Source organism: Pseudomonas sp. P4_B3 (assembly GCF_056402295.1).
Genome location: NZ_JBFUHR010000007.1, coordinates 63485 through 76787, shown reverse-complemented (window position 1 = coordinate 76787; position 13303 = coordinate 63485). Strand labels below are relative to the sequence as shown.

The following is a 13303-nucleotide window of genomic DNA, read 5'->3' as shown; positions in this document are numbered from 1 at the left end:
AATTAGGTACGGCGCTTCAGCGCTTGTGGCCAGTGTCGAGCTTGCGTTCCAGATGCATGGAATAGCGCGACATACCAAAACAGAAAATCCAGAACACCAGGGCGGCGAACACATAGCCTTCAGTGGCCATGCCCAGCCATTTCGGATCGGCGGCGGCTTGCTTGACGCTGTTGAGCAGGTCGAACAGGCCGATGATGATCACCAGGCTAGTGTCCTTGAACAGCGCAATGAAGGTGTTGACGATGCCGGGGATCACCAGCTTCAGGGCTTGCGGCAGAATCACCAGGCCCATGCTGCGCCAGTAGCCCAGCCCCATCGCCGCAGCCGCTTCGTACTGCCCCTTGGGAATCGCTTGCAGACCACCGCGCACCACCTCGGCCACGTAGGCCGACTGGAACAGGATCACGCCGATCAGCGCCCGCAGCAGTTTGTCGAAGTTCATGCCTTCAGGCAGGAACAACGGCAGCATCACCGAGGACATGAACAGCACCGTGATCAACGGCACGCCGCGCCAGAACTCGATGAAGGTCACGCAGACCACGCGAATCGCCGGCATGTTCGAACGACGACCGAGGGCCAGGACAATCCCCAGCGGCAGCGCACCGGCGATGCCGACGGTGGCGATCACCAGGGTCAGCATCAGGCCGCCCCATTGGCTGGTCGCCACGCTGGTCAGGCCAAAAATGCCGCCATTCAGCAGGAAGTAGGCAAAGATCGGGTACAGCACCAGGAAGCCCAGCCCGTACACCGCTTTATGGTGAAAGCGCGAGATGAACAACGGCGCCACGCCGACGATTGCCAGCCACACCGTCAGGTCCACGCGCCAGCGCAGTTCCGGTGGGTAGTAGCCGTACATGAACTGGCCGAAACGCTGCTGGATGAACACCCAGCAGGCGCCTTCCTTGGTGCAGTCGGCGCGGGTGGTGCCCACCCAGTTGGCATCGAGGATGGCCCAGTGCAGGATCGGCGGCACCACCAGGTAGATCAGGTAGAACGCAAACAGGGTCAGCAGGGTGTTGAGCCAGCTGGAGAACATGTTCGCGCGCATCCACGCCACCACACCGATGCTGCGGCCCGGTGGAGGCATGTCAGGTTTGAAAGTATGAGTGCTCATGCGCTTTTCCTTACCGCTCGATCAGCGCAATGCGCTTGTTGTACCAGTTCATCAGCAGGGAAATGCTGATACTGATCGCCAGGTACACGCTCATGGTGATGGCAATCACCTCGATCGCCTGCCCGGTCTGGTTCAGCACGGTCCCGGCGAACAGCGAGACCATTTCCGGATAACCGATACCGGCCGCCAGCGAGGAGTTCTTCGCCAGGTTCAGGTACTGGCTGGTCAGCGGTGGAATGATCACGCGCAGGGCTTGCGGGATGATCACCTTGCGCAGGGTCGGACCGTTGCGCAGGCCGAGCGAGTGCGCCGCTTCGGTTTGGCCGTGGCTGACCGACTTGATGCCCGAGCGCACGATCTCGGCGATAAACGCCGCGGTGTACACGGTCAGGGCCAGGGTCAGCGCCAGCAGTTCCGGGATCAGCACCCAGCCACCGATGAAGTTGAAGCCTTGCAGTTTCGGCATTTCCCAGTGCAGTGGCGCGCCGAAGATCAGCGCGCACAGCGCAGGGATCACCAGAAACATCGCCAGGCCCACCCAGAACTTGTGGAACGGCACACCGGTGGCTTCGAAGCGCTTGGTCGCCCAGCGGCTCATCAGCACGATGGCGACGATGGCCACCACAATGCTCGCCACAAACGGCCAGAACCCGTCCGCCATCATGGCGGCCGGCATGTTCAGGCCGCGGCTACTGACGAAAAAGGTGTCGCCGAAGTTATGGCTGTTGCGCGGCCCCGGCATAGTCAGGAACACCGCGAAGTACCAGAACAGGATTTGCAGCAGTGGCGGAATATTGCGGAAGACTTCCACATACACCGTCGCTACCTTGCTGATGATCCAGTTCTTCGACAGCCGTGACACGCCGACGATGAACCCGAGGATCGTCGCCAGGATCACGCCGATGAAGGTCACCAGCAGCGTGTTGAGCAGGCCGATAACAAACACTCGGGCATAGGTGTCCGATTCGCTGTAGTCGATCAGGTGTTGAGCGATGCCGAAACCGGCACTGCGCTCCAGAAAGTCGAAACCGGAGGTGATGCCCCGGTGCTGAAGGTTGGTCTGGGTGTTATCGAACAGATACCAGCCCATCGAGACCACCGCGACAATGGTGATGATCTGAAATAGCCACGCACGCACTTTCGGATCGCTGAGGCTGAGCCTCTGCTTTGGTGCGCCGATTGAATTTTGCATGAAGTGCCCCGCAAATAATGGAACAGAACATCACCCGGTGGTTGGCCCACCGGGTGATAGAACCATCAGCGCACTGGTGGTGCGTATTGAATGCCGCCAGCGTTCCACAGAGCGTTCAGCCCGCGGTCGATTTCCAGCGGAGTGCTCTTGCCGAGGTTTTTCTCGAACACTTCGCCGTAGTTACCCACTTGCTTGATGATCTGCACGACCCAGTCTTTCTTCACTTTCAGGTCTTTGCCGTATTCACCGTCGGTACCCAGCAGACGGGCAACGTCCGGGTTCTTGGTGCCCTTGGCTTCGGCTTCGACGTTCTTCGAAGTGATGCCGGCCTCTTCAGCGTTGAGCATGGCGTAGCCAGTCCAGCGTACGATGGCCAACCACTCGTCGTCGCCATTACGCACGACCGGGCCCAGAGGTTCCTTGGAAATGGTTTCCGGCAGAACCACGTAGTCCTTCGGCGAAGCCAGCTTGCTGCGTTGGGCGAACAGCTGGGATTTGTCGGAGGTCAGTACGTCGCAACGACCGGATTCCAGCGACTTGGCGCTTTCGTCGGAGGTGTCGAACGTGATCGGGGTGTATTTCAGGCCGTTGCCGCGGAAGTAGTCGGAAACGTTCAGTTCGGTGGTAGTACCGGCCTGGATGCAGATGGTTGCACCGTCCAGTTCCTTGGCGCTCTTGACGCCCAACTTGTTGTTTACCAGGAAGCCGATGCCGTCGTAGTAGGTGATGAAGCCCGGGAATTTCAGGCCCATGCCCGCGTCACGGGAGCTGGTCATGGTGGTGTTGCGCGACAGGATGTCGATTTCGCCGGATTGCAGCGCGGTGAAGCGCTCCTTGGCGTTCAACTGGCTGAACTTGACCTTGGTCGCGTCGCCGAAGACAGCCGCCGCTACTGCGCGGCAGTAGTCAGCATCGATACCCACGATCTTGCCGGTGGAATCCGGAACCGAGAAGCCTGGCAAGCCATCGCTGACGCCACACTGCACGAAACCTTTCTTCATCACTGCATCCAGGGTTGCGCCCGCCTGGGCAAACCCGCTGACACCGAGTACCGCGGCTGCAGTCACGATAGCCAGGGTGGATTTCAACATCTTCATTCAAACCTCCAGTTTTGCTCTTGTTGTGTCGGAGCGTGAGTCCAGTCGCACCCTTTTGAGGCGTAGTCGACCCGTGTTGGCTTTTTTTGGGGTCAACCGACGTAAGACGTTAGCTATGAGTCTATTAGGAGAAAATCCACGTCATGGAAAACTCACTCTCACCAGTCGGCCGAACGGGCTGTAGCCCTTTCACGTTCGCGAAGCCCCGTACCGGCCCTTGGCGAACATCCATCACCGGATTCATTGCTATCCCACAGTCGGCAGTACACTGATAGTGTTACCGCCGGGCGCGAGATGTGTTGCACCGTTTCTCCATAGCAAAGCCCGTACCACACCGCCTGCCAAAGCGCTTCAACTGCAGGTCAATAGCAAAACTTGTACCCTTGCGACATCTTCTTAACGGATCAACCTGACGCGCACTTGGATCACGCACTTGATGAGCGCGCACGCACAACATTGGAGCAGCCATGACCAACCCCTTGATTCTTGAACCCGTCAAGACCGCAGACGCCTGCGTCATCTGGCTGCATGGCCTGGGCGCCGACCGCTATGACTTCCTGCCGGTGGCCGAAGCGCTACAGGAAAGCCTGCTGAGCACCCGCTTCGTTTTGCCCCAGGCACCGAGCCGCGCCGTGACCATCAATGGCGGTTACGAGATGCCGAGCTGGTACGACATATTGGCCATGAGCCCGGCGCGCGCGATCAATCGCGAACAACTTGAAGAGTCTGCCAACTGGATCATCGAATTGATTGAGGTGCAGCGAGCCTGCGGAATAGACGCCTCGCGGATTTTCCTGGCAGGTTTTTCCCAGGGCGGTGCCGTGGTATTCCACACCGCGTTTCTGAAGTGGCAGGGACCACTGGGTGGCGTAGTTGCCCTTTCTACTTATGCACCGACCTTCAGCGATGAACTGGAGTTGTCCGCCAGCCAGCAGCGCATTCCGGTGCTGACGATGCACGGCCAGTATGACGACGTGGTGCAAAACTCGATGGGACGCAGCGCCTATGAGCATTTGAAGCTGCGTGGTGTCACCGTGACATGGCAGGAATACCCAATGGGTCACGAAGTGTTACCCGAAGAAATTCGCGACATCGGCACCTGGCTCGCCGAGCGCTTGCGCTGAGCGTTCAGGATTAAAAGCGCCCTTTGATCCATCCCCCTACGCCGCGCCCGTTTCTTGCATTACACTGGCCGGCGTACATTCCTTAATCAATTGATGAGATGACCGTGCTCAAAGCACTCAAGAAAATGTTCGGTAAAAGCGAGACTGAGCAACTCGCGCCAGTTCCCAGCCCTGCGTCTCACGCTCCCGGCCACCGCACCGACGGTAATCAGTCTGAACGGGCCGCCACCACCGCGGCACCCAAGCATGAGCCGAAGACCGCAATATCTGCCCAGCCTGCGGCGATAACAGCCCCGGAGCAGCCGCTCAGCGAAACGCCGAAACCCGCCAAACCGCGCCGCGAACCCAAGCCCAAGGCGCCGGTCATCCCATGGAAACTCGAAGACTTCGTTGTCGAGCCCCAGGAAGGCAAAACCCGCTTCCACGATTTCAAACTCGCCCCCGAGCTGATGCACGCCATCCAGGACCTGGGCTTCCCGTATTGCACGCCGATCCAGGCCCAAGTGCTGGGCTTCACCCTCGCGGGCAAAGACGCCATCGGCCGCGCCCAGACCGGTACCGGCAAAACCGCTGCGTTCCTGATCTCGATCATCACCCAGCTGCTGCAAACCCCGCCGCCGAAAGAGCGCTACATGGGTGAGCCGCGGGCGCTGATCATCGCACCGACCCGCGAACTGGTGGTGCAGATCGCCAAGGACGCCGCCGACCTGACCAAGTACACCGGCCTCAACGTCATGACGTTCGTCGGTGGCATGGACTTCGACAAGCAACTTAAGCACCTCGAAGCCCGCCACTGCGACATCCTCGTGGCCACACCGGGCCGTCTGCTGGACTTCAACCAGCGCGGCGACGTGCATCTGGACATGGTCGAAGTGATGGTGCTGGACGAAGCCGACCGCATGCTCGACATGGGCTTCATCCCGCAAGTGCGCCAGATCATTCGCCAGACGCCACCGAAGTCCGAGCGTCAGACGCTGCTGTTCTCCGCGACCTTCACCGAAGACGTGATGAACCTGGCCAAGCAATGGACCACCGACCCGTCGATCGTCGAGATCGAAGCGCAGAACGTGGCCAGCGAAAACGTCGAGCAGCACATCTACGCGGTGGCCGGTGCCGACAAATACAAACTGCTCTACAACCTGGTCAACGACAATGGTTGGGAGCGGGTGATCGTGTTCGCCAACCGCAAGGATGAAGTGCGACGCATCGAAGAACGCCTGGTGCGCGATGGCATCAACGCCGCGCAACTGTCCGGCGACGTGCCGCAGCACAAGCGCATAAAAACCCTGGAAGGCTTCCGCGAAGGCAAGATCCGCGTACTGGTCGCCACCGACGTGGCCGGCCGCGGCATCCACATCGACGGCATCAGCCACGTGATCAACTTCACCCTTCCGGAAGTGCCGGACGACTACGTGCACCGCATCGGTCGTACCGGGCGTGCCGGTGCCGACGGTGTATCCATCAGCTTTGCCGGTGAAGACGACTCCTACCAGCTACCGTCCATCGAAGAACTGCTGGGGCGCAAGATCAGCTGTGAAACGCCACCGACCCACCTGTTGCGGGCGGTTGAGCGTAAACGTCCGCACTGAGTGACGTTGCAGAAACAAGCGCAGCCGGAAACGGACTGCGCTTTTTTTTCGCCCGGCTTTTTTCAACAGGAGCTTGCTCGCTACAACTAAAAGTCCATAATGGACAAATTAGTTTACTTCCAGTCCCGGAGCCGACCATGTCCAGCACGCCCCAAGTGATTACCCAAGCCCAGGCCCGCGAGTATCTGGCGCGAGTCGATGTGCCGCAGATCCTGCGCAAACTGTTCCGCGACCTGGCCGCCGGGCAAGCCGTGCAACCGGCGCAGCAACTGGTGGAATTTCCCCAGGGCGCCGGCGACTTCATCAATTACCTGGGCGTGTTGGCCGAAGACGGCGTGTACGGGATCAAGACATCGCCGTACATCGTCCGTGAACAGGGGCCGCTGGTGACAGCGTGGACGCTGTTGATGTCGATGCAGACCGGCCAGCCGCTGTTGCTGTGCGATGCCGGAGAACTGACCACCGCGCGCACTGCGGCCACCACCGCCGTGGCGGTCGACGCCCTCGCGCCACTCACAGCCAATCGCCTGGCCATCATCGGCAGCGGCAAAGTGGCCCAGGCGCACCTGCATTACGTGAAAGGCCTGCGCGACTGGCAGAGCATCTGCCTGTACTCGCCGAGCGTGAGCGAAGATGCCGAAACCGTGAGCCTGCTGAAAAACATCGAGCCACGCCTGAACATCGTCGACAGTCGCGAAGCTGCCGTTCAGGACGCCGACGTGATCATGCTCTGCACCTCGTCCGCCGGTCCGGTGATCGATCCGTCAAGCCTGCGCAAACCGGCGCTGATCACCTCCATCAGCACCAACGCGCCGCGTGCCCACGAAGTGCCGCCGCAAAGCCTCAACAACATGCAGGTGTTCTGCGACTATCGCCTGACCACCCCGGGCTCGGCCGGTGAAATGCTGATCGCCGCCGAACAGCACGGCTGGGACAAGAGCGCGATTGTCGGCGACCTGCCAGACCTGCTCAGCGAAAAAGTCCTGCGCCCTGATTACGATCGCCATGTGTTCTTCCGCTCCATCGGTCTTGGCCTGGAAGACATTGCGCTGGCCAATGCGATCTATCGCCTGTCCCGCTGACACCTCGGCCCCTACAGGGGATCACCATAATTCCGGCATTGTGCTTCACAGGAGACGTTCATGAGCCAGGCAGATTTCATCATCATCGGCGGCGGGATTGCCGGTGCTTCCACGGGTTTCTGGCTGTCGCAGCACGGCCGCGTGATCGTGCTCGAACGCGAACCCCATCCGGCCTATCACTCCACCGGTCGTTCGGCGGCGCTGTACACCGCGGCCTACGGCACCCCGCAAGTGCGGGCGTTGACCTTGGCCAGCCGGGACTTTTTCGACAACCCGCCCAGCGGTTTCTGCGAACACCCGCTGCTGACCCCGCGTGGCGAAATGACCGTGGACTTGACCGGTGACCCGGACGAACTGAACAGGCAATACCAGAGCGCAAAAACCACGGTGCCAGAGATGCAATTGCTCGGCGTCGACGAGGCCTGCGCGCTGGTGCCGATCCTGCGCCGGGAAAAGGTCCACGGCGCCATCTACGACCCGACCGCCAGCGACATCGACACCGACGCCCTGCACCAGGGCTATTTGCGCGGTATCCGCCGCAACCAGGGCGAAGTGCACACCGACAGCGAAGTCGTCAGCCTGAGCCGCGACGACCAAGGTACGTGGCAGGTCCATACCGGCAACCAGACGTTCAGCGCACCGATCATCATCAACGCCGCCGGCGCCTGGGCCGACAAAATCGGTGAACTGGCTGGCGCCAAGCCGCTGGGCCTGCAACCCAAACGCCGTGCCGCGTTCATCTTCGCCGGCCCCGAAGGCGTGGACATCCACCATTGGCCGATGCTGGTCAGCCTCGACGAATCCTTCTACATGAAACCCGACGCCGGGATGTTCCTCGGCTCGCCGGCCAACGCCGACCCGGTCGAACCCCACGACGTACAGCCCGAAGAGCTGGACATCGCCATGGGCATCTACCAGATCGAGGAGGCCACGACCCTGACCATTCGCCGCCCGACTCGCACCTGGGCCGGCCTGCGCAGCTTCGTCAGCGACGGCGACTTGCTGTCCGGCTTCGATCCACAGGTACCGGGGCTGTTCTGGGTCGCGGCACAGGGCGGTTATGGCATCCAGACATCGCCAGCCATGGGCCAGGCCAGCGCGGCACTGGTGCGCGGTGCAGCGCTGCCCGAGTCACTTGGCCGTTTCGGCCTGAATGCCGAAATGCTCTCCCCTGCCCGTCTCGGCTGATCCTGATCCTGATCCTGATCCTCAGGTGACGCGCCCACACGATTACGGCACACTTTCAGAGCCCCTTTGATGGGGCGCTGACGCTGCCTGGAGTTCCACCGTATGAACGCCCCCGAAAAAGACTCGGCCCCGAACACTGCGTCGCTGGATAACTTCCGGGCGATCGCCGATGCCATCGCCACACTGTTCTTTCCCCATGCTGAAGTGGTGCTGCACGACCTGCGTACGCAAAAGGTCGACTACATCGCCAACAACCTGTCCAAGCGGGAAATCGGCGACGACTCGGCGCTGGAAGACATGCTCAGCGACGATGTCAGCGAGCGAAACATCGGGCCTTACGAAAAGCTCAACTGGGATGGTCAGAAGATTCGCAGCCTCAGCACGGTGCTACGGGACAGCGAAGGTCGTCCGCTGGCGGTGCTGTGCATCAACCTGAACATTTCGTTGTTCGAAAATGCCAAGGCCGCCCTGGACCTGTTCCTGTCGCCGACCAAGCTGATCCCGCAACCGGACTCACTGTTCCGTGATGACTGGCAGGAACGGATCAACACCTTCCTCCACGCCTGGCTGCGCGAACGCCAGCTGAGCCTGAATCTGCTGACCCGCGACCACAAGCGTGAACTGGTGCTGGCGTTGCACGCCGAAGGCGCGTTCAAGGGCAAAAGCGCATCGAACTACGTGGCCAATGTACTGAACATGGGCCGGGCGACGGTGTACAAGCATTTGAAGGAATTGAAGGGCTAGGCCCTGAAATTTGAGTTGTTTGATCCGACGCCATCGCGAGCAGGCTCGCTCCTACAATGGATCGGTGTACACCGTACCCTGTAGGAGCGAGCCTGCTCGCGAAAGCGGACTATCAGTCGCCGTAGATGTCGGACTTGAAGTACTTCTCGGAAATCTTCTGGTACTCACCATTGACACGAATGCCATCAATGGCCGTGTTCAGCTCGCTGACCAACTCGGTGTTGCCCTTGCGCACGGCAATCCCGGCCCCCTCGCCCACATACTTCGGATCTTTCAACTCCGGCCCGACAAAGGCATAACCCTTGCCACGCGGCATCGACAGGAAGTCATTGAGCGGAATGGTGTCGGCAAAAATCGCGTCGAGGCGACCGGCGGCCAGGTCCATGTAGATTTCTTCGTTGTTGCTGTAGCGCTTGACGTTGATGCCCTTGGGCTCGAACACCTCGGTGGCATAACGGTCGGTGGTGGTGGCGCGCTGCACACCGACGGTCTTGCCCTTGAGGCTGGCGTACTGGTCATCCACCACCGCGCCATCCTTCATCACCAGGCGCGACGAAGTGAAATAGTACTTGTGGGTGAAATCCACCGACTTCTTGCGGTCTTCGTTGATGGTCATGGACGACAGCGCCATGTCGATTTTCTTCACCTTCAGGGAAGGAATCAGACCGTCGAACTCACCTTCGACCCACACACACTTGGCCTTCATCTGTGCGCACAGGGCATTGCCGATGTCATAGTCGAAACCGACGATTTCGCCTTTGTCGGTTTTCGAGGCGAACGGTGGATACGCCGCTTCAATACCGATGCGCAGGGTTTTCTCGGCGGCGAACACGGAGCTGCACGCCAACAGGCTAAGGGCCAGACCGGTGATGAGGGGGAACTTCTTCATGTTCGTTTTCTCGCGGTTGTTGTTGGTTTGGCAAGACAGAAGAAAAAGCTGAAACGGGTGGAAACCTTTTTTTGTACTTATAATTCCATACTGGACTTTTATGTATAAATCGTCAATGAGGCAAATGCAGCCCGTGCCGGCCGATGGTCGGGAGGTGCCTCAGGAGGTTATGGGGTGAAGCAGATGGCCTCTTCGCGGGCAAGCCCGCTCCCACAGTGGATCTGGCTGAACACAAATTTTGTGTACGACGCAGAACCCTGTGGGAGCGGGCTTGCCCGCGAAGACTGACTAAAAGACGCCGCAGGATTCACTGCTTCCAGCGATCCGCCGCCGCATGATCACTGTCACGCCCCTCGACCCAACGCGGTCCGTCACTGGTGTTTTCTTTCTTCCAGAACGGCGCACGGGTTTTCAGGTAATCCATGACAAAGGCGCAGGCGTCGAATGCCGCCTGACGATGGGCGCTGGCCGCGCCGACGAAGACGATCGGCTCACCCGGTTCCAGGGCGCCGATGCGGTGCAGCACTTCCAGCTTGAGCAGCGGCCAGCGCTGTTCGGCCTCGGTGGCTATCTTGCCGAGGGCTTTTTCGGTCATGCCCGGGTAGTGCTCAAGGAACATCCCGGCAACGTCGAGGCCGTCATTGAAGTCGCGCACATAGCCGACAAAACTCACCACCGCACCCACGCCGACATTGGCATCGTGCATGGCGTTGACCTCGGCACCCGGGTCGAACGGCGTGGACTGCACGCGAATCGCCATGGTTCAGCCTCCGGTCACAGTCGGGAAGAACGCCACTTCATCGCCCTCGCTGACCGGCTCGTCGAGCTGGCACAGGTCCTCGTTGCGGGCGCACATCAGGTTTTGCTCGCTCAACACCTCGGCACCGTCACGTTGGGCCAACAGTGCGCGGACGTCGTCAACGGTGGCGAAATCGCCTTGAACCTTCACCGAGTCCAACCCCAGCGCTTCACGATAACGAGCGAAAAACTTCACGGTAACGTTCATGACTGCTCCGCCTGGAAATGTCCGCTCTTGCCGCCGACCTTCTCCAGCAGACGCACGCTTTCGATGGTCATGCCGCGGTCCACGGCCTTGCACATGTCGTAGATGGTCAGCGCGGCGACACTGGCAGCGGTCAGCGCCTCCATCTCGACGCCGGTCTGCCCGGACAGCTTGCAGCGCGCCACGATGCGCACCGAATCGTCGCCTTCGGCACTGAGCTCGACCTTGACGCCGGTCAGCATCAGCGGATGGCACAGGGGAATCAGATCGCTGGTTTTTTTCGCTGCCTGAATGCCGGCAATGCGCGCCACGGCAAACACATCACCCTTGGGGTGGCCGCCGCTGACGATCATCTGCAGGGTTTCGGGCAGCATGCGCACCAGCGCTTGGGCGGTCGCTTCACGGAACGTCACGGCTTTTTCAGTGACGTCGACCATGTTGGCGCGACCTTGGGAATCGAGATGAGTCAGCACGGGATTACTCCTGATCAGGAGCGTCGATTGTAAACCTGCGGGTCAATTTTTCGCACGCCTGATTATCCGATCACCACAATCCCACCGTAGGAGCTGCCGAAGGCTGCGATCTTTTGATCTTCGCCTTGAAAATCAAAAGATCGCAGCCTTCGGCAGCTCCTACAGGGGAATTGCGTCAGGCACAAAAAACCGGGCGGTTTTGAGGCCGCCCGGTTTTGGTGAGGGGTGAGACAGTTACAAATGCGATTCGGCGTATTCGGCCAGGATCGAGCGTGGTACCCCTTGCAGGGTGATGTGCACCCCGTTCGGGAAGTCCTTGAAGCGTTCAGTGAGGTAGGTCAGCCCGGAGCTGGTCGCGGACAGGTAAGGGGTATCGATCTGCGCCAGGTTGCCCAGGCACACCACTTTGGAACCGGCGCCGGCACGGGTGATGATGGTTTTCATCTGGTGCGGCGTGAGGTTCTGGCATTCGTCGATCAGGATCAGGCTCTGCTGGAAGCTGCGGCCCCGGATGTAGTTGAGGGATTTGAACTGCAACGGCACTTTGCTGAGGATGTAATCGACGCTGCCATGGGTGCTTTCATCATCCATGTGCAAGGCTTCGAGGTTGTCGGTGATGGCGCCCAGCCACGGCTCCATTTTTTCCGCTTCGGTGCCGGGCAGGAAGCCGATTTCCTGGTCCAGGCCCTGCACGCTGCGGGTGGCGATGATGCGGCGATAACGTTTGCTGACCATGGTCTGCTCGATCGCAGCGGCCAGCGCCAGGATGGTTTTACCTGAACCCGCGGCACCCGACAGGTTGACCAGGTGGATGTCCGGATCGAGCAAGGCGTACAACGCCAGGCTCTGATAGATATCACGCGGCTTGAGGCCCCAGGCCTCCTGGTGCAGCAGCGGTTCCTGGTGCAGGTCGAGGATCAGCAAGCGGTCCTCTTCGATCTCCTTGATCCAGCCGACAAAGCCCTGCTCATCAATGATGAATTCGTTGATGTGCACCGCCGGCAGGTTGTCGATCAACTGCACCTGATGCCAGGTGCGGCCGTGATCCTGACGGGTTTCGACCTTGCTCACGCGGTCCCAGAAAGAGCCGGTCATGTTGTGGTAGCCGTTGGGCAGCAAGGACACGTCATCGACTAGTTGGTCGGTGCTGTAGTCCTCGGCCGCGATCCCGCAAGCGCGCGCCTTGAGGCGCATGTTGATGTCTTTGGTGACCAGTACCACGGGCTTCTTCGGGTCGCGCGCGTGAAGGTCGATAAGTTGATTGATGATTTTGTTGTCGTTCAGGTGCTCGGGCAGAATCAGGTTCGGCTCGGCATGCTTGCTCATCAGAATTGACAGCAAACCCTTGGGTCCGCTTTTGCCACGCTGGATCGGCACACCCTGCTCGACGTCCTCGGGAGAGGCATCGCCCAGGGTCTTGTCGATCAGGCGGATGGCCTGGCGGCATTCGGCGGCTACGCTGTGATGCCCGCTCTTGAGCTTGTCGAGCTCTTCAAGCACGGTCATCGGGATCGCGACGTGGTGTTCTTCGAAGTTAAGCAGCGCGTTTGGATCGTGAATCAATACGTTGGTATCGAGTACATAAAGGATTGGCTGGTTGGAAGAAGAGCTACGTCCGTGATCATCCATACTCGGTCACCTTTGTGGGAGCCAGTCGACGCAATACCTTGACAGTGCTGCGCCTCGAAGTGACTGCCGAGTACACCTGCGGGGACTCAAGTGTTCTGCATACATGCGGGGTCTTGGAAGACGCCACCTGTGTTGCAGGTTTCGGCGGTCTGTCTTCGTAATACTCCAAAACGTGTGAC

Annotated in this window: 13 protein-coding genes; 5 read left to right on the top strand and 8 right to left on the bottom strand. The window is 60.0% G+C overall.

Translation table 11 applies throughout. The features are described 5' to 3' along the window. Positions 1–16: 16 nt before the first annotated feature. The 3 genes from AC1DWG_RS09155 to AC1DWG_RS09145 all read right to left on the bottom strand — a co-directional run bounded on the left by AC1DWG_RS09155 (position 17) and on the right by AC1DWG_RS09145 (position 3403). Positions 17–1114 carry an amino acid ABC transporter permease gene (locus AC1DWG_RS09155; protein ID WP_477762683.1) on the bottom strand — a complete coding sequence of 366 codons (1098 nt, stop codon included), beginning with the start codon at positions 1112–1114 and terminating at the stop codon, positions 17–19. Positions 1115–1124: 10 nt separating this feature from the next. Next, the gene (locus AC1DWG_RS09150) at positions 1125–2306 is read right to left on the bottom strand and encodes an amino acid ABC transporter permease (RefSeq protein WP_477762682.1); all 1182 of its coding nucleotides are present in this window, start codon (positions 2304–2306) and stop codon (positions 1125–1127) included. A 65-nt stretch (positions 2307–2371) separates the two neighbouring features. Next, a complete protein-coding gene (locus AC1DWG_RS09145) occupies positions 2372–3403 on the bottom strand; it encodes an amino acid ABC transporter substrate-binding protein (protein WP_008018591.1) in 1032 nt (343 codons plus the stop codon). Positions 3404–3870: 467 nt separating this feature from the next. Here AC1DWG_RS09145 and AC1DWG_RS09140 point away from each other — a divergent pair, with 467 nt between their 5' ends. The 5 genes from AC1DWG_RS09140 (at position 3871) to AC1DWG_RS09120 (ending at position 9130) form a co-directional block, all read left to right on the top strand. Continuing rightward, positions 3871–4527: an alpha/beta hydrolase gene (locus tag AC1DWG_RS09140; protein ID WP_477787674.1), complete on the top strand. Its 657-nt coding sequence runs from the start codon at positions 3871–3873 to the stop codon at positions 4525–4527. A gap of 98 nt (positions 4528–4625) precedes the next feature. After that, complete coding sequence (gene rhlB, locus AC1DWG_RS09135) at positions 4626–6116, top strand: ATP-dependent RNA helicase RhlB (RefSeq protein WP_477762680.1); 1491 nt, start codon at positions 4626–4628, stop codon at positions 6114–6116. Between the two features lie 137 nt (positions 6117–6253). After that, the gene (locus AC1DWG_RS09130) at positions 6254–7198 is read left to right on the top strand and encodes an ornithine cyclodeaminase family protein (RefSeq protein ID WP_477787673.1); all 945 of its coding nucleotides are present in this window, start codon (positions 6254–6256) and stop codon (positions 7196–7198) included. A gap of 60 nt (positions 7199–7258) precedes the next feature. Continuing rightward, positions 7259–8386, top strand: a complete 1128-nt coding sequence (locus tag AC1DWG_RS09125) for an NAD(P)/FAD-dependent oxidoreductase (RefSeq protein WP_477762678.1) — start codon at positions 7259–7261, stop codon at positions 8384–8386. Between the two features lie 102 nt (positions 8387–8488). Further along, positions 8489–9130, top strand: a complete 642-nt coding sequence (locus AC1DWG_RS09120; RefSeq protein ID WP_477756321.1) for a helix-turn-helix transcriptional regulator — start codon at positions 8489–8491, stop codon at positions 9128–9130. Positions 9131–9242: 112 nt separating this feature from the next. Here the strand turns inward: AC1DWG_RS09120 and AC1DWG_RS09115 are convergent, their stop codons facing one another. From AC1DWG_RS09115 to AC1DWG_RS09095, 5 genes are all read right to left on the bottom strand, one after another. Continuing rightward, complete coding sequence (locus tag AC1DWG_RS09115) at positions 9243–10019, bottom strand: ABC transporter substrate-binding protein (RefSeq protein WP_477762677.1); 777 nt, start codon at positions 10017–10019, stop codon at positions 9243–9245. A 307-nt stretch (positions 10020–10326) separates the two neighbouring features. Beyond that, entirely contained in the window at positions 10327–10779 is a 453-nt protein-coding gene (moaE, locus tag AC1DWG_RS09110; RefSeq protein ID WP_477756323.1) for a molybdopterin synthase catalytic subunit MoaE, read from the bottom strand. Between the two features lie 3 nt (positions 10780–10782). Beyond that, a complete protein-coding gene (gene moaD, locus AC1DWG_RS09105; RefSeq protein ID WP_007989957.1) occupies positions 10783–11025 on the bottom strand; it encodes a molybdopterin converting factor subunit 1 in 243 nt (80 codons plus the stop codon). Next, positions 11022–11495 carry a cyclic pyranopterin monophosphate synthase MoaC gene (moaC, locus tag AC1DWG_RS09100; RefSeq protein WP_056726185.1) on the bottom strand — a complete coding sequence of 158 codons (474 nt, stop codon included), beginning with the start codon at positions 11493–11495 and terminating at the stop codon, positions 11022–11024. The genes moaD and moaC overlap by 4 nt, the downstream gene beginning before the upstream one ends. A gap of 234 nt (positions 11496–11729) precedes the next feature. Further along, on the bottom strand, positions 11730–13124 hold the full coding sequence (locus tag AC1DWG_RS09095; RefSeq protein ID WP_008050144.1) for a PhoH family protein: 1395 nt from the start codon (positions 13122–13124) through the stop codon (positions 11730–11732). Positions 13125–13303: the final 179 nt, after the last annotated feature.